This window comes from Micromonospora sp. KC213 (genome assembly GCF_004348325.1).
Taxonomy (GTDB): Bacteria; Actinomycetota; Actinomycetes; order Mycobacteriales; family Micromonosporaceae; genus Micromonospora.
Genome location: NZ_SMKF01000040.1, coordinates 1 through 25,712 on the forward strand (window position 1 = coordinate 1; position 25,712 = coordinate 25,712).

Annotated in this window: 26 protein-coding genes; 14 read left to right on the forward strand and 12 right to left on the reverse strand. The window is 72.7% G+C overall.

What is annotated here, in order from left to right:
* Positions 1–313 precede the first annotated feature (313 nt).
* From erpA to E1166_RS11395, 3 genes are all read left to right on the forward strand, one after another.
* Complete coding sequence (gene erpA, locus E1166_RS11385; protein WP_091104634.1) at positions 314–682, forward strand: iron-sulfur cluster insertion protein ErpA; 369 nt, start codon at positions 314–316, stop codon at positions 680–682.
* Positions 683–953: 271 nt separating this feature from the next.
* A complete protein-coding gene (locus tag E1166_RS11390) occupies positions 954–1,931 on the forward strand; it encodes a carbohydrate kinase family protein (RefSeq protein ID WP_132338281.1) in 978 nt (325 codons plus the stop codon).
* Positions 1,928–2,449, forward strand: coding sequence for an AAA family ATPase (locus E1166_RS11395; protein WP_132338283.1), 522 nt, complete (start codon positions 1,928–1,930; stop codon positions 2,447–2,449). Before E1166_RS11390 ends, E1166_RS11395 begins: the two co-directional genes overlap by 4 nt.
* Before the next feature lie 13 nt (positions 2,450–2,462).
* Here E1166_RS11395 and E1166_RS11400 read toward each other — a convergent pair whose 3' ends face one another.
* Positions 2,463–2,690: a sulfurtransferase TusA family protein gene (locus E1166_RS11400; RefSeq protein ID WP_132263026.1), complete on the reverse strand. Its 228-nt coding sequence runs from the start codon at positions 2,688–2,690 to the stop codon at positions 2,463–2,465.
* On the reverse strand, positions 2,687–3,871 hold the full coding sequence (locus tag E1166_RS11405; protein WP_132338328.1) for an aminotransferase class V-fold PLP-dependent enzyme: 1,185 nt from the start codon (positions 3,869–3,871) through the stop codon (positions 2,687–2,689). Before E1166_RS11405 ends, E1166_RS11400 begins: the two co-directional genes overlap by 4 nt.
* Positions 3,872–4,065: 194 nt before the next feature.
* On the opposite strand from E1166_RS11405, the gene coxB reads away from it, so the two are divergent.
* Both coxB and E1166_RS11415 read left to right on the forward strand, forming a co-directional pair.
* Positions 4,066–5,034 carry a cytochrome c oxidase subunit II gene (coxB, locus tag E1166_RS11410; RefSeq protein ID WP_132338285.1) on the forward strand — a complete coding sequence of 323 codons (969 nt, stop codon included), beginning with the start codon at positions 4,066–4,068 and terminating at the stop codon, positions 5,032–5,034.
* Positions 5,035–5,043: 9 nt separating this feature from the next.
* Positions 5,044–5,469, forward strand: coding sequence for a cytochrome c oxidase subunit 4 (locus E1166_RS11415; RefSeq protein WP_132263031.1), 426 nt, complete (start codon positions 5,044–5,046; stop codon positions 5,467–5,469).
* A 90-nt stretch (positions 5,470–5,559) separates the two neighbouring features.
* Here E1166_RS11415 and E1166_RS11420 read toward each other — a convergent pair whose 3' ends face one another.
* The 4 genes from E1166_RS11420 to E1166_RS11435 form a co-directional block, all read right to left on the reverse strand.
* A complete protein-coding gene (locus E1166_RS11420) occupies positions 5,560–5,766 on the reverse strand; it encodes a hypothetical protein (RefSeq protein ID WP_132338287.1) in 207 nt (68 codons plus the stop codon).
* A 138-nt stretch (positions 5,767–5,904) separates the two neighbouring features.
* Complete coding sequence (trpD, locus tag E1166_RS11425) at positions 5,905–6,951, reverse strand: anthranilate phosphoribosyltransferase (RefSeq protein WP_132338289.1); 1,047 nt, start codon at positions 6,949–6,951, stop codon at positions 5,905–5,907.
* 86 nt (positions 6,952–7,037) lie between these two features.
* Complete coding sequence (locus E1166_RS11430; protein WP_132338291.1) at positions 7,038–7,433, reverse strand: response regulator; 396 nt, start codon at positions 7,431–7,433, stop codon at positions 7,038–7,040.
* A gap of 186 nt (positions 7,434–7,619) precedes the next feature.
* Positions 7,620–8,624, reverse strand: a complete 1,005-nt coding sequence (locus tag E1166_RS11435) for a cytochrome c oxidase assembly protein (protein WP_132338293.1) — start codon at positions 8,622–8,624, stop codon at positions 7,620–7,622.
* A 108-nt stretch (positions 8,625–8,732) separates the two neighbouring features.
* Between E1166_RS11435 and E1166_RS11440 the strand changes: the two genes are divergently transcribed.
* The 5 genes from E1166_RS11440 to E1166_RS11460 all read left to right on the forward strand — a co-directional run bounded on the left by E1166_RS11440 (position 8,733) and on the right by E1166_RS11460 (position 13,847).
* Complete coding sequence (locus E1166_RS11440) at positions 8,733–9,332, forward strand: heme-copper oxidase subunit III (RefSeq protein WP_132263041.1); 600 nt, start codon at positions 8,733–8,735, stop codon at positions 9,330–9,332.
* Positions 9,333–9,404: 72 nt separating this feature from the next.
* A complete protein-coding gene (locus E1166_RS11445) occupies positions 9,405–10,238 on the forward strand; it encodes a cytochrome c (protein ID WP_132338295.1) in 834 nt (277 codons plus the stop codon).
* Positions 10,239–10,305: 67 nt separating this feature from the next.
* Positions 10,306–11,391 (forward strand): Rieske 2Fe-2S domain-containing protein, encoded by a 1,086-nt coding sequence (locus E1166_RS11450; protein WP_132263046.1) that lies wholly within the window; start codon positions 10,306–10,308, stop codon positions 11,389–11,391.
* Positions 11,388–13,007, forward strand: coding sequence for a cytochrome bc complex cytochrome b subunit (locus E1166_RS11455; RefSeq protein ID WP_132338297.1), 1,620 nt, complete (start codon positions 11,388–11,390; stop codon positions 13,005–13,007). Before E1166_RS11450 ends, E1166_RS11455 begins: the two co-directional genes overlap by 4 nt.
* 162 nt (positions 13,008–13,169) lie before the next feature.
* Positions 13,170–13,847, forward strand: a complete 678-nt coding sequence (locus tag E1166_RS11460) for a DUF4142 domain-containing protein (protein WP_132338299.1) — start codon at positions 13,170–13,172, stop codon at positions 13,845–13,847.
* A gap of 67 nt (positions 13,848–13,914) precedes the next feature.
* Here E1166_RS11460 and E1166_RS11465 read toward each other — a convergent pair whose 3' ends face one another.
* The 5 genes from E1166_RS11465 to E1166_RS11485 all read right to left on the reverse strand — a co-directional run bounded on the left by E1166_RS11465 (position 13,915) and on the right by E1166_RS11485 (position 19,416).
* Complete coding sequence (locus tag E1166_RS11465; RefSeq protein WP_132263052.1) at positions 13,915–14,202, reverse strand: Lrp/AsnC ligand binding domain-containing protein; 288 nt, start codon at positions 14,200–14,202, stop codon at positions 13,915–13,917.
* A 44-nt stretch (positions 14,203–14,246) separates the two neighbouring features.
* Positions 14,247–15,125 (reverse strand): sugar phosphate nucleotidyltransferase, encoded by an 879-nt coding sequence (locus tag E1166_RS11470; RefSeq protein WP_243710307.1) that lies wholly within the window; start codon positions 15,123–15,125, stop codon positions 14,247–14,249.
* Positions 15,122–15,661: an NUDIX domain-containing protein gene (locus E1166_RS11475; RefSeq protein WP_132263056.1), complete on the reverse strand. Its 540-nt coding sequence runs from the start codon at positions 15,659–15,661 to the stop codon at positions 15,122–15,124. The genes E1166_RS11470 and E1166_RS11475 overlap by 4 nt, the downstream gene beginning before the upstream one ends.
* 78 nt (positions 15,662–15,739) lie before the next feature.
* Positions 15,740–17,530: an HD domain-containing protein gene (locus E1166_RS11480; RefSeq protein ID WP_132338332.1), complete on the reverse strand. Its 1,791-nt coding sequence runs from the start codon at positions 17,528–17,530 to the stop codon at positions 15,740–15,742.
* Between the two features lie 128 nt (positions 17,531–17,658).
* The gene (locus tag E1166_RS11485; protein ID WP_132338301.1) at positions 17,659–19,416 is read right to left on the reverse strand and encodes a DEDD exonuclease domain-containing protein; all 1,758 of its coding nucleotides are present in this window, start codon (positions 19,414–19,416) and stop codon (positions 17,659–17,661) included.
* A gap of 125 nt (positions 19,417–19,541) precedes the next feature.
* Between E1166_RS11485 and E1166_RS11490 the strand changes: the two genes are divergently transcribed.
* From E1166_RS11490 to E1166_RS11505, 4 genes are all read left to right on the forward strand, one after another.
* Positions 19,542–20,948: an NYN domain-containing protein gene (locus tag E1166_RS11490; RefSeq protein ID WP_132338303.1), complete on the forward strand. Its 1,407-nt coding sequence runs from the start codon at positions 19,542–19,544 to the stop codon at positions 20,946–20,948.
* Positions 20,949–21,168: 220 nt separating this feature from the next.
* The gene (locus E1166_RS11495) at positions 21,169–21,375 is read left to right on the forward strand and encodes a hypothetical protein (RefSeq protein ID WP_132338305.1); all 207 of its coding nucleotides are present in this window, start codon (positions 21,169–21,171) and stop codon (positions 21,373–21,375) included.
* A 183-nt stretch (positions 21,376–21,558) separates the two neighbouring features.
* Positions 21,559–22,818 carry a M48 family metallopeptidase gene (locus tag E1166_RS11500; protein ID WP_132338307.1) on the forward strand — a complete coding sequence of 420 codons (1,260 nt, stop codon included), beginning with the start codon at positions 21,559–21,561 and terminating at the stop codon, positions 22,816–22,818.
* The gene (locus E1166_RS11505) at positions 22,815–23,939 is read left to right on the forward strand and encodes a glycosyltransferase family 4 protein (RefSeq protein ID WP_132338309.1); all 1,125 of its coding nucleotides are present in this window, start codon (positions 22,815–22,817) and stop codon (positions 23,937–23,939) included. Before E1166_RS11500 ends, E1166_RS11505 begins: the two co-directional genes overlap by 4 nt.
* Before the next feature lie 46 nt (positions 23,940–23,985).
* Here the strand turns inward: E1166_RS11505 and E1166_RS11510 are convergent, their stop codons facing one another.
* Entirely contained in the window at positions 23,986–25,641 is a 1,656-nt protein-coding gene (locus E1166_RS11510) for a bifunctional diguanylate cyclase/phosphodiesterase (RefSeq protein WP_132338334.1), read from the reverse strand.
* Between the last annotated feature and the right edge of the window lie 71 nt (positions 25,642–25,712).

A 25,712-nucleotide genomic window follows, 5' to 3' on the forward strand; every position in this document is an offset into this window, starting at 1 on the left:
TCACCGAGGCGCACAGCCTGGTGGAGCACTTCGGCGGCGAGGAGCGCGGCGGGGTGGCGGCGGCGATGGGTCGCCCGGCGGAGGGGCTGCGGGCGCTGGGCGCCCGGCTGGCCCGGCAGTGGAGCCGCTGACACCTCCGCCCGGCTGGCCGTGGGGTGCGTACCGGCCGGCTGCCTGGGGCTGCGGTCACGCCACCTGAGGTGACCACGGCCCGGGCGGCGTACCATCGGATCTGGACCACACCGGGAATCACTGGCCGACGCGCGCTGTTGGCCAGTGCGTCCGGACCCATACCGCGCAGGGAGATTTCCACGTGACCACGCCAGCGCAGACCGAGTCGACCGAGGCCAAGGCCCCTACTTCCGTCGTCCTCACCGACGTCGCGGCGCAGAAGGTCAAGGCCCTGATCGAGCAGGAGGGCCGCGACGACCTGCGGCTCCGTGTCGCGGTGCAGCCCGGTGGCTGCTCCGGCCTGCGGTACCAGCTCTTCTTCGACGAGCGTTCGCTCGACGGTGACGTCGTCACCGACTTCGACGGCGTCGAGGTCGTCGTCGACCGGATGAGCGCCCCCTACCTGGCCGGGGCGACCATCGACTTCGCCGACCGGATCGACGCCCAGGGCTTCACCATCGACAACCCGAACGCGGGCAACTCCTGCGCCTGCGGCGACTCGTTCAGCTGAGTCGACCGCCTGCCGTACGGCGGGGCCGCCTCCCTCGCGGAGGCGGCCCCGCCGCCATGTGGGCCCTCGCCGCCGATGCGGAGCCACTAGGCATCCCGATTGTCGCCAACCCGCGCTTTCCTCCCGCCCGGTGAGCCCCGTTGAGTCGATCATGGATCGTCGGCGACGGGTGGGTAACCGGTCGATGGCGGCTCGTTGACCGACCCTCGACCGTGGCCGTCGCCGGAGCGGTAGGCTGACCCGCGCCGTGCTCCCGACCCCGAGGGTTGACATGAAGATCGCCGTGACCGGCTCGATCGCGACCGACCACCTGATGAGCTTCCCCGGTCGTTTCGCCGACCAGTTCATCGCCGACCAACTGCACAAGGTGTCCCTGTCGTTCCTCGTGGACGACCTGGTGCTCCGGCGGGGCGGGGTCGCGGCCAACATCGCCTTCGGCATGGCCCAGCTCGGGCTGCGGCCGGTGCTGCTCGGCGCGGTCGGCGCCGACTTCGCCGACTACCGGTCGTGGCTGGAGCGGCACGGCGTGGACTGCGAGTCCGTGCACGTCAGCGAGGTGGCGCACACCGCCCGCTTCGTCTGCACCACCGACACCGACATGTGCCAGATCGCCTCCTTCTACGCCGGGGCGATGAGCGAGGCCCGCAACATCGAGCTGACCCCGGTCGCGCAACGCCTGGGCGGGTTCGACCTGGTGTTGGTCAGCGCGAACGATCCCGAGGCGATGATCCGCCACTCCGCCGAGTGCCGGCAGCGTGGCTACGCCTTCGTCGCCGACCCGTCCCAGCAGCTCGCCAGGATGGAGGGCGAGCAGGTGCTCGGCCTGATCGACGGGGCCGACTACCTGATGACCAACGACTACGAGAAGTCACTGCTGTTGAGCAAGGCCGGCCTGACCGACGCGCAGCTGCTCGACCGGGTGAAGGTGCGGGTCACCACGCTCGGCAAGGACGGCGCGGAGATCGCCGGCCGGGACTTTCCGACCATCCACGTGCCGATCGCCCGGGAGACCAAAGCGGTGGACCCGACCGGCGTGGGGGACGGCTTCCGCGCCGGCTTCTTCGCCGCGCTGTCCTGGGGTCTGGGTCTGGAGCGTGCCGCCCAGGTCGGCTCGCTGCTGGCCACCCTGGTGCTGGAGACGGTCGGCACCCAGGAGTACGAGGTGCGCCGCGACCTGTTCGTCAAGCGCCTGGCCGAGTCGTACGGCGACGCCGCCGCCGAAGACGTCCGGCCGCACCTGCTGCCATGACCGCCGCACCCGCCGACCAGGTGCTGGTCGCGTTCGCCGGCCTGCCGGGCGTGGGCAAGAGCACCCTCGCCGGGCGGGTCGGCGCGGCCCTGCGGGCGCCCGTGCTCCCCGTCGAGCCGGTCGAGCGGGCGCTGGCCCGCTCCGGTCTGGTCGGTGACGTGCCGGAGACGGCGGCGTACCAGGCGGTGGCGGGGCTCGCCGAGGTGCAGCTCGGGCTCGGCCTGAGCGTGGTGCTCGACGCGGTCAACCCGGTGGCCAGCATCCGGGGGCTCTGGCACGACCTGGCCGAGCGGACCGGGGTGCCGCTGCGGGTGATCGAGGTGCACTGCGGGGACGTGGCGGAGCACCGCCGCCGGGTCGAGGCCCGGCTGCCGGCCGAGCCGGACCGCTTCGTCCCCACCTGGGAGCAGACCCTGGTCCGCCGGGCCGAGTACGAGCCGATCATCGGCCCGCGTCTGGTGGTGGACACCGCCGTGGACGTCGACCCCCTGCCAGCGATCCTCAGCTACCTGACCTGATCATCTGGCCGGTTCACCGGCTGCGGCGGACGTCGTACCCGGGGCCGTCCGGCACGGTGGCCAGGAACTCCTGCCCCCGCATCCGACACCAGGCGGGAATGTCGACCGCGGCGGCCGGATCGTCGGCGAGCACCCGCAGCACCGCGCCGACCGGCAGCTCGGGCAGCTGGCGGGCCAGCGCGATCACCGGCAGCGGGCAGCGCTGCCCCCGGCAGTCCAGTACCTGCGCCGGCCCGCTCACAGCCCGACCACCCCCGCCTCGGCGCGCAGCCCGGCCACGATCCCCGGCAGTTCGGCCAGGAACCGTTCGACGTCGGCCTCGGTGGTCTCCCGGTGCAGCGACACCCGGACGTTGCCGTGTGAGAGCACCCCCATCGCCTCCAGCACGTGCGACGGGCGCAGCGTGGACGAGGTGCAGGAGGAACCGGAGGAGACCGCGAAGCCGCGCCGGTCCAGCGCGTGCAGCAGCACCTCGCCGTCGACGTACAGGCAGGAGAAGGTGACCAGGTGGGGAAGGCGGTCGGTCGGGTGGCCGACCACCTCCACGTCCGGCACCTCGGCGGCGACCCGGGCCCGGATCCGGTCGACCAGTGGCGTCAGCCGGGCGGCCTGCGTTGCCGCGTCGGCCGCCGCCGCGCGCAGGCTCGCCGCCGCCGCCACCACCGCCGGCAGGTTCAGCACCCCCGGGGTACGCCCCGACTCCCGCTCGTCGGCCGGCCAGGGCGACTCCCAGCGGGTGCCCTTGCGGACCACCAGCAGCCCGACGCCGGGGGGCCCGCCCCACTTGTGGGCACTGGCGGTGAGCACGGACCAGCCCTGCGGCACCGCCGTGCGCCCCACCACCTGGGCCGCGTCGACGTACAGCGGCACTCCGGACCCGGCGCACAGTTCGGCCGCCGCGGCGACCGGCTGGACGGTGCCCACCTCGTGACTGGCGGCGATCAACGCGGCCAGCGCCACCCCGGGGGTACGCACCGCCTCGGCCCAGACGGTCAGGTCGAGCCGGCCGAGCCGGTCCACCGCCACGGCGTGCGCCGTGCCGCCGCCGGCCACGTGCCGCTCGGCGGCGTGCAGCACCGCCGAGTGTTCGATCGCGGAGTGCACCAGCGTCGCTCCGGCCCGCCGCCGCCCCGCCAGGCCGCCGAGCACGGCCGCGTGCGCCGCGGTCGTACCGCTGGGGGTGAAGGAGACCTCGTCGGCGCGGACACCGAGGGTCTCCGCGGTGGCCTCGCGCGCGGCGTCGAGAAGCTGCCGGGCGCGGCGGGCCTGCGTGTACAGCCGGGCGGGGTCGGCCCAGCCGTCGTCGAGGGCGGCCAGCAGCGCCTGCCGGGCGACCGGGTGCAGCGGCACGGCCGTGGCCGCGTCCAGATAGACCGGGGTAGGCGCGTCCTGGTGGGCCGGGGTGGGCGCGGCGGTCGCCATGTCCTGGTTGACCGGGGTAGGGCTCACGGCCGCCACGCTATCGCGGCCCGGCGTCGGGATCTCCCCGATGGGGGCGGACAGTGACCCCAAGACGGTCCAGCCCGTCATGGTCGAGTAATCTGCGACCGTCGGTGACGCCTTTGCCGTCGGTGCTGGAAAGAAGCGACCGCGGCGCGCTAGGGAGGCAGGACCAGGTGGTCGCAAGGAGTTCGGAGGTACGGCCGTCGGCCGTACGGGACAGCGCTGCACCGCAAGCCGGTGGACGCCGGCGGCGCGGTGTTGGTCGGCTCGCCGGGCTCGGTCTCGGCGGAGCTGCGCTGCTGGTTCTGCTCACCGGGTGTGACGTCGGCCGCGCGGTGGACGGCTTCGGCTGGCCCCAGGGCGGCATCACGCCCGAGTCGCACCGCATGTACGACCTGTGGATCGCCTCCTGCATCGCCGCCCTCGCGGTCGGTGTCTTCGTGTGGGGCTTGATCTTCTGGTGTGTGGTCCGCTACCGCAAGCGCGGCAACGAGCTGCCGGTGCAGACCCGCTACAACATGCCGATGGAGTTCCTCTACACCATCGCGCCGATCCTGATCGTCTCGGTGCTCTTCTACTACACGGCGGTCGTGCAGACCGACGTGGTGCGGACGACGAAGAACCCGGACGTGACGGTCGAGGTCGTCGCCTTCAAGTGGAACTGGCAGTTCAACTACCGCGACGGCCAGGGCCGCGAGGCCGACACCGTGGCCTCCGTGCTGGGCACCAGCGAGGTCATCCCGGTCCTGGTGCTGCCGACCGGTCGGTCGATCCGGTTCGAGGAGACCAGCCGCGACGTCATCCACTCGTTCTGGGTGCCGGAGCTGCTGTTCAAGCGGGACGTCATGCCGGGCAGCATCCGCAACGTCTTCGAGGTCTCCAAGCTGGAGAGCGAGGGCGCGTACGTCGGCCGGTGCGCCGAGCTCTGCGGCAGCTACCACGCCTTCATGAACTTCGAGCTGCGGGTGGTCTCGCCGGAGCAGTTCGACCAGTTCCTCGCCGCGAAGCGGGACGGCAAGTCGACGCAGGAGGCGCTGACCGCGATCGGTGAGGAGCCGTACGCGGTCACCACCGCGCCGTTCGAGACGCGGCGCAACACCGCCAACTTCAACCCCGACAACGTCTCGACCGGCGGAAACTGAGGTGCTGGCATGAAGACCGAGTGGCGCATCTTCCTGATCATCGCCGCGTTCCTCTTCGGCGCGACGATCCTCTACGGCGCCTGGACGTACGGTGACTCCGGCCAGGTCGAGTGGGTCGGCACGGTGGCCCTGCTGCTGTCGTTCCTGCTCTGTTCGATGTGCGGTGGCTTCTTCTGGTTCGTTTCCCGCCGCATCGACCTGCGTCCGGAGGACCGGCCGGACGGCGAGATCGCCGACGGCGCCGGCGAGATCGGCTTCTTCAGCCCGGGCAGCTACTGGCCGTTCGGTCTGGCGCTCGCCGCCGCGGTGGCCGGCCTGGGCCTGGTGTACTGGCAGTTCTGGCTGCTGGGTGTGGGTCTGGTCGCGGTGGTTCTCGCCTCGTGCGGGCTGCTCTTCGAGTACTACACCGGCACCCGGCGCACCGCCGAGCACTGACGCACGCCGTACCGCAGGGCCCGACTCCGCAGGGAGTCGGGCCCTGCCTCGTATCCGAAGCCGGCGTCGGACGGCCGGGCGGCCCGGATGTCAGGCGGCGTGGCGGTGCGGGAACCGGCGGCACCGCTGCGGGGCCAGGCGGGAGGCGCGGACGGCGATGGTGGCGACCAGCAGCGCCGTACCGCAGCCGGTGCAGACGAGTTCGGGGCAGTCAGGGCCGTGCCCGTCCGCGCAGGGCGGCGTCTCGAACGGCCGGACGCCCTCGCAGGCGTCGCAGTACAGTTCGCGCTCCGACACGGGCGTCTCCTCTCATTCCGGTGTCTACCGACGGACATCGCCGCCATCGGTTGAAAACGGAAAATTACTCCCGTGTAGTTTCGCACGCCCCTCCGACACTTCCGGCACGACGTCCGGCTCAACCCAGGCGTACGGGCGTCAGAGGGCGCGGGCGAGACCGATCCAGCGGTCCAGCACGGCTGCGGCAGCCCCGGAGTCGATCGACTCGGCGGCCCGGTCCATCCCGGACCGCAGCGCCTCGGTCAGGTCGCCGTCGAGCGGGCCCTGGGTGGACAGGGCGGCGGCGGCGTTCACCAGGACCGCGTCGCGTACCGGGCCGGTCTCGCCGGCCAGCAGCCGGCGGGTCACCTCGGCGTTGCGTGCCGGGTCGCCGCCGCGCAGGTCGGTCAGGGCGGCTCGGGGCACCCCGAGGTCCGCCGCATCCAGCACCGCCTCCCGGACGGCGCCCTGCTGGGCGACCCAGACGCGGGTCGGCGCTGCGGTGGTGAACTCGTCCAGCCCGTCCTCGCCGCGCAGCACCATCACCGAGTCGCCCCGGGCGGCGAAGACGGCGGCCATCACCGGGGCCATCCGGGCGTCGAAGCAACCGACCGCGCCGGCCCGGGGGCGGCCCGGGTTGGTCAGCGGTCCGAGGAAGTTGAAGAAGGTGGGCACCCCGACCTCGCGTCGGACCGGCCCGGCGTGCCGCATGCCCGGGTGGAACCGGGGGGCGAAGCAGAAGCCGATGCCGGCCTCCGTGACGCAGCGGGCGACCTGCTCGGGCGCCAGGTCCAGCGGGAGGCCGAGGAACTCCAGCAGGTCGGCGGCGCCGCAGGAGGAGGAGGCGGCTCGGTTGCCGTGCTTGATCACGGGCACGCCGGCGCCGGCGACGACCAGCGCGGTCATCGTGGAGATGTTCACCGTGTGGGCGAGGTCACCGCCGGTGCCCACCACGTCCACCGCCGTGCGGCGCAGTGCCTCGGGGAGGGCCACCTCGACCGCGCGGCCCAGCATCGCCTCGCCCAGTCCGGCCAGCTCGGCGGGGGTCTCACCCTTGGCCCGCAGCGCCACCGCGAAGCCGGCGATCTGGGCCGGGCCGGCCGCGCCGGTCATGATCTCGCCCATCGCCCAGGCGGTGTCGGCGGTGGAGAGCTCCTCGCCGCGCAGCAGCGCGGTGAGCAGCAGCGGCCAGGTCCGTTCGCCCATGATGGGCCTCCCGAGCAGGCGTGGAATGCGGGTGGACCGGTCCCGTCGCCCGTCACCGTGGGCGCCGGGTGCGCCGGCCTCGTCGGTCAGGCGGCGGCGTGCGTACGCAGCAGGTCGGCGACCGTGGCGCCGGTGGTCACCGGGTCGAGCGGGTGCACCAGCGTGGCGTCGACCTCGGCGTACGCGGCGAGCCACCGGTCGGCCGCCCGGGCGATCACCACGCAGGTCGGTGGGGCGTCGTCCCGGTCGTCCTTGATCTGGCGGGCGATGCCGATGCCGCCGCCCGGGCTGGCCTCGCCGTCGAGGAGCATCAGGTCGACCTGGTACTCGTCGACCAGCCGGACGCACTGCGCGTAGTCGGACGCCTCGACGAACTCGACCCGTAGGCCCGGCGCCGGGCGGGTGCCGACGGCCAGCCGCATCCGGTCACGGACCTGCGGGTCGTCGCTGTAGAGCAGGACGGTGCACTCACGATCGCTCATCGCTGGACTGGCTCCCACCTCGTAGCTGCCGCAGGCGATCGTACCGCCCGGTGTGGCGCACCCGACATCCCGCCCACCACCGGCGGGCCGGGGTGTCCGGACGCGGCGCCGAACGGCCTTCGGCCGGGCTCCCGGGGCGGTCGGGGCGCCCCGGGCCGGGCCGCCGGGCCGCAGTCCTGCGGTGGCTCAGGCCGGGGTCGCGGGACCGGCCGGGACGTCGGCGGTGGCGGGTCCGGACGCGGCGGCCTGGGCGGCGCGGTCGCGGGCCTCCTGGCGGTCCAGCTCACGGTCGAGTCGGCGGGCCTCCCGCTCGGACTGCCGGACCCACTGCAGGACCAACACCGCGAGCATGGTCACACTGACGAACTCGCCACCGGCCCAGAGCACCCCACCGGCCACCACCTGGTCGCTCCACGGGTCGGACCAGGACAGCCGCAGCGAGGGGTACCAGTCGCCGCCGAAGAGGGTGGTGCTCTGCATGACGGTCAGCCCGAGCACGGTGTGGAACGGCACCGAGAGCACCATCAACAGCGCCCGGGCCGGGTACGGCCAGCGCCCGGGCAGCGGATCGAGGCCGAGCAGCGGCCAGAAGAACACGCAGCCGGTGGCGATGAAGTGCGCGTGCACCAGCTCGTGTGCCCAGGCGTGCTCCAGCGTGTAGCGGTAGAGGTCGGTGAAGTACAGCGCGAACGGGTTCACCACGAAGATGGCGAACGCCACCAGCGGGAAGCTGTAGATCCTGGCGATCCGGCTGTGCACGATCGCCAGCAGCCGCTTGCGTGGGCGGACCGGCAGCGTACGCAGGGCGAGGGTGATCGGCGCGCCCAGCGCCAGGAAGATCGGCGAGACCATGGAGAGCACCATGTGCTGGACCATGTGCACCGACAGCAGCGTGGTGTCGTACGCGCCCAGCCCGCTGAGCGTGACCGCCGCGATGCCGCCGAGTCCCGGGCCGAGGAAGCAGACCGTCCGGACCGCCGGCCAGCGGTCTCCGCGCAGCCGCAGCCGGTGGACGCCGTAGAGGTAGAGACCGGCGGCCAGCAGCAGGCCGAGGGTGAGCCAGCTGTCGAGCCGGATCTCGGTGAAGACCCGGGCGACGGTGAACGGCGGGAGGGTACCGTCGCCCCCGGAGGCCGGCGTGTCGGCGGGGCCCGCCGAGGCGGCGGCGAAGATCGAATCGACGTGCAGCACGCTTTTCAGGCTAGGCCAGGCGAACCGGACCTTCACGATCGGGCCATCCGTGACCTGGGTTTGGCCCCCCGCTGATCGCCCGCGCCGGTCAACGGCAATAATGACCGCGTGACTGCGGCCCCAGCCATTGACAAGAGCCGGATCCACTCCCTGACCCGACCCAACATGGTCAGCGTCGGGACGATCGTGTGGCTCTCCAGCGAACTCATGTTCTTCGCGGCGCTGTTCGCCATGTACTTCTCGATCCGCGCGGCGGCACCCGAGCAGTGGGCGGAGCACACCCCGCACCTGAACATCCCGTACGCGACGACGTTCACGGTGATCCTGGTGCTCTCGTCGATCACCTGCCAGCTCGGTGTCTTCGCGGCCGAGAAGGGTGACGTCCACGCCCTGCGGCGCTGGTTCACGATCACCTTCGTGATGGGCCTGATCTTCGTCCTCGGCCAGGTGAACGAGTACCGCGAGCTGGTGCACGAGGGCGTGAAGATCAACGCAGACGGGTACGGGTCGATGTTCTACCTGACCACCGGCTTCCACGGCCTGCACGTGACCGGCGGTCTCGTCGCCTTCGTCATCTTCATGATCCGCACGACCATGGGCCGGTTCACCCCGGCGCAGGCGACCTCGGCGATCGTCGTGTCGTACTACTGGCACTTCGTCGACGTCGTGTGGATCGGGCTCTACGGCATGATCTACTGGCTTCAGTGATCTTGGCGCGTCACGAACCGCGCCGCTGCTCCGTCCCCTGAGACAAGGTCCAACCGGTTAAGGACACAGGTCATGACTTCTGACAACGACCGCCGACGCGGTCTGCTCGCGCGGCTGCGTGGGCGGCCCGCAGCGCGCAGCAGGGGCCGCCGCCGGCTGGGTGCCGCGCTCCGGCTGATCGCCGCGCTGACGCTGGCCGGCGGCGCCTACACCGTCTTCGCCCCCGGCGTGCAGGCGCAGGAGAACCCGCCGCTGACCAGCGCCGCGGCCGAGGGCAAGGCGCTGTTCGACGTGAGCTGCGTGACCTGCCACGGTCGCAACGCCCAGGGTGTCGAGGGTCGTGGCCCGAGCCTGATCGGTGTCGGTGCCGCTTCGGTGGATTTCCAGGTCAGCACCGGCCGCATGCCGATGGCCCGCCAGGAGGCCCAGGCCATGCGCAAGCCCCCGGTCTTCACCGCCGACCAGGTGGATCAGCTCGCCCAGTACATCCAGGAACTCGGCGGCGGTCCCGAGGTCCCCGAGGGTGACCTGCGCCGGGGCGCCGACCTGGCCACCGGTGGTGAGCTGTTCCGGATCAACTGCTCGCAGTGCCACGCCTTCGGTGGTGGCGGCGGCGCGCTCTCCTCCGGCAAGTTCGCTCCGAGCCTGCGCCCGGCCAGCGACCGGCAGATCTACGCCGCCATGCTGAGCGGCCCGCAGAACATGCCGGTGTTCGGTGACAACCAGATCACTCCGGAGCAGAAGGCGGACATCATCGCCTACATCCAGGAGACCCTCAAGCACGACCAGGACCAGGGCGGTTTCAACCTGGGCCGGTACGGCCCGTCGACCGAGGGTCTGGCGATCTTCCTGGTCGGCCTTGTCGCGCTGGTCTTCGCGAGCCTGTGGATTGCAGGCAAGTCGTGACCGAGCGGATCATTCGTTTCACTGCTGTGGTGCCGGGCTGTGGCACCACCCGTAGCGAGGTGACGGCATGAGCACCCACACCGAGCACCAGGCCCCGCAGGGCCGGCAGCCGCTCGACGTGCTGGACCCCCGGGTGTCCCGCTTCGACATCGTCCAGGAGGGCGCGCGCCGGGACGACATCGAGATCGTCCACTACGAGCCGCAGGTCGTCCCGGGCAGCAAGGCCGAACGCCGGATGACCCGTACGGTCGCGTCGTTCTTCCTGCTCACCGGCCTGGCCGCGACCGCCTTCCTGATCATCTACATCTGGTGGCCGTGGCAGTGGCACCCCGGCCGGGGCGGCGACAAGTACTACACCCCGCTGCTCGGTCTGACCCTGGGCGTCGCCCTGCTCGGCATCGGCTTCGGCATCCTCACCTGGGGCAAGAAGCTGCTGCCGAAGGAGGTCTCGATCCAGGGCCGGCACGACGGGCCCGGCACGGCCGAGGACCGGAAGATCACCGGCGAGACCATGCTGTACCTGGCCGAGGAGATGGGCGTGCGGCGGCGGCCGTTGCTCGGCGTCTCCCTGGTCGCCGGCCTGCTGCCGGTGGGCGCGGTCGCCGCGGCCCCGCTGGTCGGTGGCCTGATCAAGCAGCCGCACGAGAACAACCAGATGTTCACCACCGGCTTCGCGCCGGCCGACGGCCACAAGGTCCGGCTGGTCCGCGAGGACGGCCGGCCGATCCGCCCGGCCGACATCAGCGCCGGTGGCCAGCTCACCGTCTTCCCCGGCATCTCGCACGGCGTGAGCAACCGGCACGCCGACTCGCCGACGCTGCTGATCCACCTGCGTGAGTCCGACGCGGTCGCCTCCCGTGAGGCCAACGCCCGGGTGGGCCACGAGGACTACATGTGGGGCAACTACGCCGCGTTCTCGAAGATCTGCACCCACGCCGGCTGCCCCGCGAGCCTGTACGAGCAGCAGACCAACCGCCTGCTCTGCCCGTGCCACCAGTCGCAGTTCCTGATCACCGACAACGCCCGGCCCGTCTTCGGTCCGGCCAGCCGTCGGCTGCCGCAGCTGCCGATCGAGGTGGACGAAGAGGGCTTCTTCGTGGCGAAGTCCGACTACACCGAAACCGTCGGCCCCGACTTCTGGGAGCGGCCATGAAGCGCCGAAAGTTTGACGTAGCAGCGGTGCCGGCCAAGACCGCCGGTGCGGTGGACGACCGCTTCCAGGTGGCCACCCCGCTGCGCAAGCTGCTCAACAAGGTCTTCCCCGACCACTGGTCCTTCCTGCTCGGCGAGATCGCGCTCTTCTCGTTCGTCGTGCTGCTGCTGACCGGTGTCTTCCTGACCTTCTTCTTCGAGCCGGCGATGACCGAGGTGGTCTACAACGGCAGCTACGCCCCGCTGCGGGGTACGCCGATGTCCGCCGCGTACGCCTCCAGCCTGGACATCTCCTTCGACGTCCGCGGTGGTCTGATCATGCGTCAGATGCACCACTGGTCGGCGCTGCTGTTCATGGCCTCGATCGTGGTGCACATGCTCCGGGTCTTCTTCACCGGCGCGTTCCGCAAGCCGCGGGAGACGAACTGGATCATCGGTTCGCTGCTGTTCTGGGTCGGGTTCCTGGCCGGCTTCACCGGCTACTCGCTGCCGGACGACGGCCTGTCCGGCACCGGACTGCGGATCGCCTCGGCGATCATGCTGTCGATCCCGGTGATCGGCTCCTGGCTGACCTCGTCCATCTTCGGCGGGGAGTTCCCCGGCACCATCATCATCAGCCGGTTCTACATCGCCCACGTGCTGCTCATCCCGGGTCTGCTGCTCGCGCTGATCGGTGTCCACCTGGGCCTGGTGTTCAAGCAGAAGCACACCCAGTGGCCCGGCCCCGGCCGGACCAACGAGAACGTCGTCGGCGAGCGGATGTTCCCGCGGTACGCGCTCAAGCAGGGCGGCTTCTTCATGGTCGTCTTCGGCGTGATCGCGCTGATGGGCGGCCTGTTCCAGATCAACCCGATCTGGTACTTCGGCCCGTACGAGGCGTGGGTGGTCTCGGCCGCCAGCCAGCCCGACTGGTACGTCATGTTCCTCGACGGCTCGACCCGCCTCATGCCGGCCTGGGAGGTGCACATCCCGATCGGCGACGGGTACGTCATCCCGCCGCTGTTCTGGCCGACGGTGGTGCTGCCCGGCATCCTGGTGGGGATCTCCCTGGCGTACCCGTTCCTGGAGGCCCGGCACCTCAAGGACCGCAAGCACCACAACCTGTTGCAGCGTCCCCGGGACGTTCCGGCCCGGACCGCGGCCGGCGCGATGGCCCTGGCCTTCTTCGTGGTGCTGACGCTCTCGGGCGCCAACGACGTGATCGCGGACAAGTTCCAGATCAGCCTCAACGCGATGACCTGGGCGGGTCGGATCGGTCTGCTGATCGCCCCGCCGGTGGCCTACTACGTCACGTACCGGCTCTGCCTCGGTCTTCAGCAGCACGACCGGGAGGTGCTGGCCCACGGCGTGGAGACCGGGATCATCCGCCGCCTGCCCGACGGCCGGTTCGTGGAGGTCCACCAGCCACTGGCTTCCGGTGACGGCCACGCGGAACTGGACTACGTCGGCTGGGTGGTGCCGAAGAAGATGAACCGGCTCGGGGCGCTCGGCCCGGCGATCCGGGGCTTCTTCTACCCGATCGAGAAGCCGGCCGAAGCGCCGGTGTCGCCGGGTCATCCGCCGGTCGAGCCCCGCACCGAGCGCGAGGAGATTGGCAGCGGCGAGGGCCGCCGCTGATCGTCCCTCCTGCCACCGTGGCGTCCGCCGGAAGCCTCCGGCGGGCGCCACGTCCGTTTCACCGGACGCCCGGCGACCTGGCCACCTCCGGGTGACAGCGCGGGAATAACCCCCGTCAGGCGGGTATCCGTGCGCGGTCCAACGGAAACGGGGAGGGGAAAGATGTCGGGTATCAAACGTCTGGGACTACTGGCCGCCCTGGTGCTGGTCGGCCTGGCACCGGCGGCGGCGACGCAGGCAGCGGCGCAACCGTCACAGCAGGACACCCAGTACCTGCAGGCGCTGCACCAGGTGAACCTGTTCGAGATCACGACGGGTGAACTGGCCCAGCAGAAGGGCCAGAACGCCGACGTCAAGCGGCTTGGCGAGATGTTCAAGACCGACCACACCCAGCTGGACCAGACGGTGCAGAGCACCGCGCAGCAGCTGAACGTGACCCTGCCGAACGAGCCCACCGCCGACCAGCAGCAGGTCATCGACCGGCTGGACGGGCTCAACGGCGCCGAGTTCGACCGGGCGTGGGTGACCGCCCAGCTGGCCGGGCACGTCCAGGCCATCCAGGCCACCCAGACCGAGATCTCGCAGGGTTCCGAGCAGTCGGTGATTCAGTTGGCCCAGGAGGCGCTGCCGGTCCTGCAGGCCCACTACGACGAACTGGTGGCCCTGGCCCAGCAGCTGGGCATCCCGGTCCCGCAGGCCACCGGCACCGCGACCGCGACCCCGGGTGCCACCACGCCGGCTCCGGGCGGCACCGGCACCGAAACGCCCGCTCCGGGTGGTACCACCGAGTCGCCGGCTCCGGGCGGCACCACCGAGACGCCCGATCCGAACAACAGCTGACGTCCGGGTACGTCGCAGGCCGGCCCGCCCTCCGGGGCGAGCCGGCCTGCGCGCGGAATCCGGCAGATCAGTCGGCGTTCGCGAGGCCGATTGCGAACGCCTCCTCGAGGTCGTGCTGGGAGTACGCGCGGAACGCGATGTGCGACTCTGTGTTGATCACCCCGGGGACCTTGGAGATGCGGCCGGCGATGACCTCGGCGATCTGGTCGAACTCCCGGACCCGGACGATGGCGATCAGGTCGACGTGCCCGGCCACCGAGTAGACCTCGCTCACGCCCGGCAGGGCGGCCAGGGCCTCGGCCACCTCGGGGATGGAGTCGGTGGCGCAGTCGATCAGGACGATCGAGGTGATCACTGGACGATTCTCCGTTCGTCGACGTCGTGGCCCATGCTAGATGTTCACCCGGCGGCGCGGACCGGGACGGTCAGCCCGTCGCCGGCCCGGATCACGTCGCGCAACCGCTCACCCGCGTCGACGGTCGCGCCCGGCCAGACCACCGTCCGCTCCACGTCCCCCCGGACGACCGCCCCCGCTCCGACCACCGCCCGGCGTACCCGGCCGGTCACCGTCGCCTCCGGATCGACCAACGCGCCCTCGCCGGCGACGTGCAGGTTCGCCGCCAGGTAGTCGCGCGGGGTGCCGGTGTCGTAGAAGGTTCCCGGGTACGTCACCACCTCCAACGCGCCGGCCGCCTCCGCCGGCCGCCAGACCGCCCGGACAAGGTCGCCGGCGGTCGCCGGCAGCGCCCGGACCAGCCGCCAGGGCAGCAGGGAGAACCCGGTGAAGACGTGGCCACCGAAGGTGCCGGGGGCGGCCGGGTCGGCGGCCGGTTGGCCCAGCAGCCGTACGACGTGCCCGTCCCAGCCGTCCAGCAGCGCGGCCACGTCCCGGCCCGGGGTGGCGTGCGGGTCGGACAGGTAGGCGTCGGCGTTGCCGACCAGCACACCGCGTCCGTCGATCCAGTCCCGCAGGTTGCCCAGACCGCCCGCGGTGCCCAGCGGAGCCCCCGGCTCCACGGACAGGTGAGCCCGGTCGCCGACGTGGGTGACCACCTGCTCGGCGAGGTGACAGGCGTTCACCGCGACCCGCTCCGGGCCGGTCATGCCCAGCCCGGCGAGCCGGGCCAACGCCCGGTCCAGCAGCGGCACGTTGCCGACCGGGCAGAGCGCCTTCGGCACCCGCGCGGTCAGCGGTCGCAGCCGAGTGCCCTCGCCGGCGGCGAGCACCACCGCGCAGACCCCCGGATACGCCTCCGCGGGGCGGGCGGGGCCGGTCACGCCGGAGGCCGGCCGGCGGGCGGGACCTGCCCTGCCAGCGGACCGATGCCGTAGTGGCCGAGGAGGAAGGCGGTGGCCCGGCTGAGCCGGGGCAGGTCGTCCAGCGGGTGCCAGGCGGCCTCGAAGACCTCCGCGCCGTCCACCGTCAGCTCCGTGGTCGACGCCGGCACCTCCGCCTCGAAGACCATGTCCACCCACCCCTTGGCGTGGACCAGCGCGTTCGGTACGGCAGGACGGAGCCGGTCGGGAGGCAGCCGGATGCCGGACTCCTCGTACAGCTCGCGGGCCGCGCCGACGACCGGGGACTCGGCCCGCTGGAGCAGGCCGGCGGGGAGCGTCCAGCTGTAGCCGGGCGGTTGGCGCAGCAGCAGGAGGCGGCCGGGGCCCTCGGCCTCGCTGTCCCGAACCAGGGTGACCGCACCGACGACGTACTTCGGCACGGCCAGCCGGACCAGCCGACGCCGCATCGTCACCGGCAGCCGGTAGAAGACCTTGTAGGCGACGGCCCGTCCGGTGGCGCGCGAGCGGGGGATCATGGGTCCAGGCTAGGCCGTCGGGCCCACCCCGTCATGCCAGCCCCCACCCTGGCCCGTCGACCGTGGCCGGGCGGGTGCTCACTGCCGGTGGTCGACGAGGTCGATGAGCTGCTGCACCACGGTGTCCGGCTCGACCGCCCGGTCGAAGACCGCCACCAGGAGGGTCTCCAGGTCGGGGTAGCCCAGTTCCTCGGAGAGCCGCAGCAGCGGCAGGTCGCTGGCCAGCCCTCGGTTGTGCTTGCGCAGCGCCAGGCCGATGGTCGCCCGACCCAGGCGTACCTTGTCGGCTATCGAGATGCCGGGCGCGGTGTGCTCGGCGAACCAGCGGTTGATCTGCATCTGGGCGTGCGGCGACTTGACGAAGCCGAGCCACTCCCGACGCGGTCCTCGGGGGGCGACGGTGGCCTCGAATCCGCTCTCCGCGTCGTTCTCGGTGAAGATCTCCACCACATCGCCCTCATCCAGTTCGGAGGAGAGCGGGGCCAGCCGGCCGTTGATCCGGGCGGCGAGACAGTGGTCGCCGCGATCGGTGCCCAGTTCGTAGGCGAGGTCCACCGGGGTCGCCCCGGCCGGGAGCACCACCTGCCGACCGTCGGCGACCACCTGGATCTGCGCCTCGGCCAGGTCGCAGCGCAGCGATTCGAGGAACTGGGCCGGATCGGGCGCCTCCTGCTCCCAGTCAAGCACCCGGCGCAGCCAGGCCAGCTGGTCGGCATTGGCGGATCCGGAGCCGGCGGAGCGGGGGAAACGGAAGTCGGCGGCGATGCCGTACTCGGCCCAGCGGTGCATCTCCCGGGTACGGATGAGCACCTCGACCGTGCGGTCCTGCGGACCACAGACGCTGGTGTGCAGGGATCGGTAGAGGTTGTTCTTCGGGGAGGCGATGAAGTCCTTGAACCGGCCGGGGACGGGACGCCACCGGCCGTGCATCGCGCCGAGGGCCGCGTAACAGTCGGTGGGTGGGCCGTCCACCACGATCACGATGCGGGGCAGGTCGAACGGCGTGGCGTGCCCGCCGGCGACGGTGTCCTTCCAGATCGAGTAGAGGTGCCGGGGACGCGGACTGACCTCGGCGTCGACCCGGCTGCGCCGCAGCGCCGCCTTCGCCTGGGCGACCACGTGGTCGAGGTACGCCTCCCAGCCTGGCCGGTCGTGCACGTGCCGGGCGATCCGGGCGTGCTCGTCGGGCGCCAGGTGCAGCAGCACCACGTCGTCCAGCTCGCGTTTGAGGGTCTGGATGCCCAACCGGTCGCAGAGCGGGACGAGCACCTCCTGGGTCTTGCGGGCGATCCGTTCCCGGGACGCGGCGGAACGGACCCCGAGGGTACGCATGTTGTGCAGCCGGTCGGCCAGCTTGATGATCAGGACCCGGACGTCCTTGCCGGCCGCGATTATCATCTTGCGGATCGTCTCGGCCTCGGCGGCCTTGCCGTAGAACGCCTTGTCGAACTTGGTCACCCCGTCGACCAGGTGGGCCACCTCGCCGCCGAAGTCCTCGGCGAGCGCCTGGAGGGTGTATCGGGTGTCCTCCACCGTGTCGTGCAGCAGCGCGGCGACCAGTGTGGTGGTGTCCATGCCGAGGTCGGCGCAGATCTCGGCGACCGCCAGCGGATGGGTGATGTACGGTTCGCCGCTCTTACGGAACTGGCCGCGGTGCATGTTCTCCGCGATCGTGTACGCCCGGCGCAGCACGGCGGGATCGGCGCTGGGATGGATGCTGCGGTGACTGCGGACGAGCTGGCTGACCGGGTCGGTGTCGTTGGTCGGCCAGGTGAGCAACGACCGCAGCCGGCGCGTCAGCGGCAGCTCTCCCGGCTGTGTCGGGAGCGCGCCCCCCAGGGCGGCGCCGTGCCCGGCGTCGACGTCCACGAGGGACACCTCCTCACCCCGGCTCCGCGGCCACCGTCCCCGGCAACCGGAAGCAGGCCCACGAAACGGGCAGGACTGCACTCCCTTAACAGCCTAAGTGAGTCGGCGTCGTCCGATCGGTCACTTGCTCATGAGCGTTCGGTCGAGAGTTGGGAGGACCCGCCGTTCTCGGCCTTCGCCAGAAGGTCACGGAACCGGGCAGCACCGGCCACCGGTGACGACCACTCGGACGACATCTCCACCAGCCGGGTCTCCGGTCGTTCCAACCAGGACAGGATCCGCTCGGTCTCCTCGGCCGACGCGCGGGGCACCGGCCCGTGCCCGGGCGGCACCGTCTCGGCGGTGGCCCGGATGGCGGAGATCGTCGGCCGCGGGTGGACACCGGGCGGGGACACCCCGGCACCGGCGAGCCGACCGTGCCGCACCAGCGCCAGCTCCCAACCACCGCCGGCGGCGGGCCGGGCGGCGACCAGCTCGGCGATCCGGGTCAGCGCGGCGAGCCGTTGCATCCGCACGGTCGCCCGCAGCACGGCGGCCAGCCGGGACCGCACCACCGCGGCCTCCTCGTAGCGCTGGGCGGTCGCCAGGGTGGCGATCCGGGCGAGCAGGGCCTCGACCACGGGTTGCGGATCGCTGGTGGTCGCGGTGCGGAACGGCGCGGCGGCGCGGTGGTCGTACTCGTCGGGGGTGATCCGGTGCTCGCAGGGCGCCGGGCAGCGACCCAGCTCGGCCAGCGCGCAGGCCGGCGTGACCGTGCGCAGCGAGAGCCGGTGGGTGCACTGGCGCAGTGGCACGGCGTCGTGGAACCCGGCCGCCGCCAGCTCGGCGGCCTGTCGGGAACGGAACGGCCCCAGGTAGGCGGTGTCGGTGGGGGAGAGGGCGCGCACCACCGACAGCCGCGGGTACGCCTCGTCGGTCAGCTTGAGCCACACCATCCGCTCGGGGAACTTCGACCGGCGGTTGTACGGCGGAGCGTGCGCGGCGATCAACCTCAGCTCACGGACCTCCGCCTCCAGCGAGTGCGCGCACTCCACCGCCTCGACCCGCTCGGCCGCCGCCAGCATCTCCGACATCCGGGCCCGCTTCTCGGCGGCGGTGAAGTAGCTACGCACCCGGGTGGCGATGTCGCCGGAGGTGCCGACGTAGAGCGGCCGGTCGTCGGCGGCGCGGAAGACGTACACCCCCGGAGCCTTGGGCAGCCCCTCGGCGAGGTGCCGTTTGCGTCGCTGGGTGGGGGTGACCGCCTTCGCGAACTCGATCGCCTCGCCGACCGTGTCGACCCGGTGCCCGCCCAGCCGGGCGATCAGACCGTGCAGCACGTCCACCGTGGCCTTCGCGTCGTCCAGCGCGCGGTGGGTGGGCCGGGTGGCGGTGCGGAAGTAGGCCGCGAGGGTGCCGAGCTTGCGGTTGGGCACCTCGTCGCGGGTCAGCACCCGCCGAGCCAGCGCCGCCGTGTCCAGCACCCGGGGGTTGGGCCAGCGGTAGCCGTGCCGGGCACAGGCCGCCTTCAGGAAGCCCACGTCGTAGGGGGCGTTGTGAGCCACCAGCACGGCGTCGGCGACGAACTCCAGGAAGCTCGGCAGGACCTGCTCGATCGGTGGGGCGGGGACCAGCATGGCCTGGGTGATGCCGGTCAGCACGGTGATGAACGGCGGGATCGGCACGCCGGGGTTGACCAGGGTGGCCAGCACCCCCAGCTCCTCGCCGCCGCGCACCTTGACCGCGCCGATCTCGGTGATTCCGCCGCCGTCCGGCGCGCCGCCGGTGGTCTCCAGGTCGACCACGACGAAGGTGGTCGCGTAGAGCGGCAGCGCCGGGTCGACCCCGGCACCGGCCGACGGATCCAGACCGGCCAGCGTCTGCTGGACGTACTCCCCAGGTGCCACGGTCGCACCGTAACCGGGCGGTCCGACACTCCCGGCACATCCGCCCCGCCAGTCATCACGGGATAGGATGAGAGATCGGCTCACTCACCGGGCGGTGGGCCCGGTCGCGGTGGGAGACTTGCCACATGCCCCTCACCGAGCCGTACGACGACCACCTCCCCGAGGAGGGGTCGTCAGCCGCCGCGCCCGAGGCCGGCGTCGACCCGGCTGTGGGGGCACCCGAACCGGAGCCGACCCTGCCCGAGCCGGTCCGACAGCGCATCGTCGCCCTGACCGCCGCGGTGCTGCCCGGCCTGCCCGCCGACGAGGTGCCGGTGCCGCTGCGCCGGGTGGCCAAGTTCGCCCCGAACCGCCGGGCCCGGCTGGGCGCCCCGGCGATCGCGGCCCAGCTCACCGGCGATCCGCTGTTCCGACAGCGGGTGACCGCCCGGGTGCTCGCCGACGCCGGTGACCTGGGGGCCGCCGTCGTCGCGGGCACCGCACCGGCCGCCGCCGATCCGGTCGAGGTGGCCGCCCTGGCGTACCTGGCCCGGCCCCGGGGCTGGCGGGAGCTGATCGAGGCCAGCGGGGCCGCGGTACGCGCCGAGGCGGACAGCGCGGTCGTCGCCGAACTGGTCCGCGAGGCCGAGCAGCGGGCCGCCCGGGCCGAGCATGACCGGGCGGTGGCCCGGGTCGAGGCGGAGAAGCTCCGCGACGAGCTGGCCCGGGTACGCGAGGAACTGGGTCAGTTGCGGGAGGAGAACCGGCAGCTCAACCGGACGCTGCGGGAAACCCAGGCGCGGGAGCGCCGGGCCGGCGACCTGTTGGCCACCGAACGTGGGCGGGCCGCCCGGGCCGCCGCCGACGCCGACGCCGAGCTGCGCCGGGCGCGGGCCCGACTCGCCGAGGCCGAGGCGGCGGCCGGCGTCGCCCGGGCCAGCGCCAAGGAGGCGCGCTCCGTCGACGACGCCCGGCTCTGGCTGTTGTTGGAGACGATCGGGCAGGCGGCCGTGGGGCTGCGCCGCGAACTGGCCCTGGACCCGGTCGACAAGCTGCCCGCCGACTTCGTCGCCGACGCGTTCGCCGAGAACCCGGCCGCGGCCGCCGCCTCCGGTCCGGCGGCCCGCGCCCGGGACACCGACGACCCGGCCCGCCTGGACCAGCTGCTCGCCCTGCCCAAGGCGCACCTGGTGGTCGACGGCTACAACGTCACCAAGCGCGGCTTCGGTGAGATGTCCCTCGAACAGCAGCGCAAACGGCTGATCAGCGGCCTGGGCGGGATCGCCGCGCAGACCGGCGACGAGGTCACCGTCGTGTTCGACGGCGCCGAGCGGATGCACGGACTGCCCCCGACGCCGCGCGGCGTACGGGTGCTGTTCAGCCGCAAGGGGGAGACCGCAGACGAGCTGATCCGCCGGCTGGTCCGGGCCGAGCCGGCGGGGCGGCCGGTGGTGGTGGTCTCCTCCGACCGCGAGGTCGCCGACGGCGTCCGCCGACACGGCGCGTACCCGCTGGGAGCCGACTCGCTGCTCCGCCGCCTCGCCCGCTGCTGACCCCGCCCCCACCGGCCATGTCGATCACGAAGCCGGCCGGGGCCGTTGGTCGTTGATCACGAAGCCGGCCGGGTGGTTGGTCCGGTTCACGGTCCTCAACCTCATGATCGAGTGGCTTGGGCGGTTCTGTCGTAGCTGCGAGGTAGTGTCCGGGTCGCTGAGAGTGGTCGGGTGGTGGCGAAGGGTTCCGCCCGACAGTCGGGTTGACTCAGGAGGCGTGATGCTCATCGACTGCGATCGATGCAGGGTGCGAGGTGCCGGCTGTGCCGGATGTCTGGTGACCGCTCTGCTCGACGACCCGTCCGCTGATCTGGGTCCCGCCGAGATCCGAGCGGTCGAGGTCTTCGCCCGTGCCGGGTTCGACGTGCAGGTGCTGGCTGACGAGAGCCGCCCGGCCCGTCCGGCACACCGCCGCCGGGCAGCCTGACCCGCTACCGCTGCCGGTCGCCAACCCTCCGCCGCTCGCCGCGCGTCGCTCGCGCCGGCCGGTAGCGCCGGACGTCGGTGTGCGGGCGGCGGGCAATAGGATGGGCGCTCACGGCGGGAGGAGCGGCGGCATGAGACGGGGACGGCGCGAAACCGGAGGGCCGGGACACGGCCGGAGGCCGGCATGACTCCGCGTGGCTGGGCCGTGTTGACCCTCGCCGCCCTGGTGCTGGCCCTGCTGGTGGCCAGCGCCCTGCTGGTGCCGTGGCATCGCCCGCCGGCGCCCCGCGCCGACCAACTCTCCGCGCTACGTGAACTCCCCGCCGACCAGGTCGCCCGGGCCCGGGAGTTCCGCGCCGCGTTGCGCCCCGGCTCGTACGGCGCGCTGCTGGTCGGGCTGCTGGTGGCGCTGCTGCTGGGGCTCACCCCGCTCGGCGCCCGCCTGGTCGAGCTGGCCGGCCGGCCCTTCGGCGACCACTGGATCGCCCGGGCCGTGCTCGGCGGCCTCGCCGTCGTGCTCGTCGCCGACCTGATCACCCTGCCCTTCGCCGCCTGGCGGCAGTCGGTGCTCACCCGCTACGGCCTGAGCACCTACGGCTGGAGCGGCTGGGCCGTCGACCTGCTCAAGTCGTACGCGGTCAGCGCGGTCATCGGCGCGGTCGCGCTGCTGGGGTTCTACACCGTGACCCGGCTCGCACCCCGCTGGTGGTGGGCGTTCGGTGCCGCCGGCGCGGCCGGTCTGGTGGTGCTGCTGTCGTTCGTGTTGCCGGTGCTGGTGGAGCCGGTCTTCAACCGGTTCACCCCGATGGAGCAGGGCCCGCTGCGGACCGAGCTGATGGCGATGGCCGCCCGCGACGGCGTACCGGTGCGTGACGTCCTCGTCGCCGACGCCTCCCGACGGACGAAGGCGGTCAACGCGTACGTGTCGGGGCTCGGGCCGACCCGGCGGGTGGTGGTCTACGACACCCTGCTGCGTGAGGCGACTCCCGCCGAGGTGACCAGCGTCGTGGCGCACGAGTTGGGCCACGCCCGGCAGCGGGACGTGGCGGTCGGCACCCTCACCGGCGCGCTCGGCGCCGCCGCCGCCGTGGTGGCCCTCTACCTGCTCGGCTCCTGGCCGCCGTTGACCCGACTGGCCGGAGTGGAGTCGGTCGCCGAGCCCCGGGCGTTTCCGCTGCTGATCGCCCTGGTGACGGTGGCCGGTCTGGTCGCCGCGCCGGCCCAGGCGCTGATCTCCCGCCGGGTCGAGGCGCGGGCCGACGCGCACGCGCTGGCGCTCACCGGCGACCCGGTCACCTTCGAGGCGATGCAGCGCCGGCTGGCCGGGGTGAATCTGGCCGATCCCGACCCGCCGCGCTGGGAGTACCTCTGGTCGGCGTCGCACCCGTCCACCGTGGAGCGGATCGCCGCTGCCCGCGCCTACGCCAGGAAGGCCGGCGGATGAGTCGGACGTTGCTGATCACGAACGACTTCCCGCCCCGCCCCGGCGGCATCCAGTCCTTCGTGCACCAGTTGGCCGTGCGTCAGCCCGCCGACTCGGTCGTGGTGTACGCCTCCAGTTGGCGCGGCACGGCCACCTTCGACGCCGAGCAGCCCTTCCCGGTGGTCCGGGAGCGTACCCGGGTGCTGCTGCCCACCCCGCTGATCGCCCGCCGTGCGGCCCGGCTGGCCCGCGAGTACGCCTGCGACCGGGTCTGGTTCGGCGCCGCCGCGCCGCTGGGCCTGCTCGCCGCCGGGCTGCGCCGCCGGGCCGGCGTGCGCCGCGTGGTGGCGCTGACCCACGGCCACGAGGTCGGCTGGGCCGCGCTGCCGGCCGCCCGGGCCGCGCTGCGCCACATCGGTCGGGGCGCCGACGTGGTCACCTACCTCGGCGACTACACCCGGGTACGCCTGGAGAAGCCGCTGCACGGGGTGACCACCCTGCGGCGGCTCGCCCCCGGCGTGGACGTCGACACCTATCACCCGGCGGTGGACGGCGAGCCGGTGCGGGTCCGGCTGGGGCTGGCCGACCGACCGGTGGTGGTCTGCGTGTCCCGCCTGGTGCCGCGGAAGGGTCAGGACATGCTGATCCGGGCGCTGCCGGAGATCCGCCGTCGGGTGCCCGACGCGGCGCTGCTCATCGTGGGCGGTGGCCCGTACCGGGCGACGTTGGAGAAGCTGGCCCGCCAGGCCGGCGTGGAGCGGGACGTCGTGTTCACCGGCTCGGTGCCGACGGCGGAGCTGCCCGCCCACTACGCGGCCGGCGACGTGTACGCGATGCCCTGCCGTACCCGCAACCGGGGGTTGGATGTGGAGGGGCTCGGCATCGTCTACCTGGAGGCGTCCGCGACCGGCCTGCCGGTGGTGGCCGGGGACTCGGGCGGCGCACCCGACGCGGTCCGCGAGGGGGAGACCGGGTACGTGGTGCGCGGCCGGGACGTGGCGCAGCTCGCCGACCGGGTCGCCACGCTGCTCGCCGACCGGGATCTGGCCCGCCAGTTCGGTGCGGCCGGCCGGGCCTGGGTGGAGAAGGAGTGGCGGTGGGAGACGCAGGCCGAGCGGATGGCGGACCTGCTCGCCGGCTGACCGCGATCCGCGGGCGCGGGTCGGCGGCGCGGCGCGTCCGGCGGTGTCAGCGGAGGTTGGCCAGGAACCGCTCGGCGGGGGCGGGGCGGCCGAAGTGCCAGCCCTGACCGGCGTCGCAGCCGATCGCGCGTAGCCGCTCGGCCTGCCCGCCGGTCTCCACCCCCTCGGCGGTGACGGTCAGGTCCAGGGCGTGCGCCAGGGAGACCAGCGAGGCGAGGATCCGTTCGTCGGCGTGGGCTCCCGGGGTGCGCAGCCCGCGGACGAACTCTCCGGCCACCTTCAACCCGGTCACCGGCAGGTCGCGCAGGTACGCCAGGTTCGAGTAGCCGGTGCCGAAGTCGTCGATGGCGATGCGTACGCCGAGGTCGGCCAGGGCGCGCAGCGCCAGCACCGGTTCCTCGGCGGTGTTCATCATGGTGCTCTCGGTGATCTCCAGTTGGAGCCGCCGTGGCGGCAGGCCGCTTCGCCGTAGCACCCCGCTGACCTCCTGCACCAGCCCGGGCCGGTGGACCTGACGTACGGCGAGGTTGACGCTGACGAACGGCAGGTCACCGGTCGCGCTCGTCCAACTACCCGCCTCCCGGCACGCCTCGGCGAGTACCCAGGCCCCCAGCGGCACGATCAGCCCGGTCTCCTCGGCCAACCCGATGAAGCGGTCCGGGCGCAGCACCCCGAGCTGCGGGTGGCGCCAGCGCACCAGCGCCTCGACACCGAGCAGGCTCCCGTCGTGCAGCGACGTCAGCGGCTGGTAGTCGAGGTAGAACTCGCCGCGCTCCAGGCCGGCGGGAATGGCCGCGCTGAGCGCCTGCCGGGCCAGCTCCCGGCCGTCGCGCTCGGCGTCGTACAGCTCCCAGCGTGCACCCCCGGCCGCCTTCGCCCAGTGCAGGGTGCTGTCCGCGGCCCGCATCAGCTCGTCCGGGGACGCGCCGGCCACCTGCCGTTCCACGATGCCGACGCTGGCCGTCAGGGTCACCTCGTGGCCGTCGACGACCGTCGGTTCGGCCAGGGCGGCCAGCGCCGCCTCGGCGACGGCGACCACGTCTCCGGTGCCCGTGCAGCATTTCACGAGGATGACGAACGCGTCCCCGCCGAGCCGGGCGACGAGATGGTCCTCGACGGCCCGGCGCAGCCGGTGCGCCATCGCGATGAGCACCCGGTCGCCGGCCTGGTGACCGTAGGAGTCGTTGACCCGCTTGAAGCGGTCCACGTCGAGAAAGCAGAGCCCGATGCGGTGGTCCTTCCGCTGCGGTTCGTACACCGCCGCGGCGAGCCGGTCCGCGAACAGCTTGCGGTTGGGCAGGTCGGTCAACGGGTCGTGGGTGGCCTGGTGCCGGAACCGGGCCTCGCTGGCCCGCAGTGCCCGTTCCGCCTCGGCGCGAGCGGCCAGGTTGGCCCGCCGGATCGACTCCTGCTCGTCCAGCGTCCGGTCGCGCAGCGCCCGGGCGTACCCGGTGGCCACGGCCGCCAGCAGCCGGGCCATCCGGTCGTCGAGGTCGTCGGCGACCAGCCCCAGGTCGCGGACGAGTCGCAGCTGAAGCACCTCCACGGTCCGACCGAGCCCCTCGGCGGAGGCGATGTGCGCGGCGACCAGTTCGCCGCCCACCCGGTAGCCGGCACGCACATCGAGCGGCTCCGTGCGCAGCGCCTCGGCCAACTCGTCGGTGAGCCGCTGCAGCAGCGCCTCCAACTGGGCGTGCGTCATCGGCAGGTAGCTGGTGCCGGCGACCGCTTTGGCCCAGGCGCGGGCGAACGCCCCGGGGCGGCGCCGGCCGT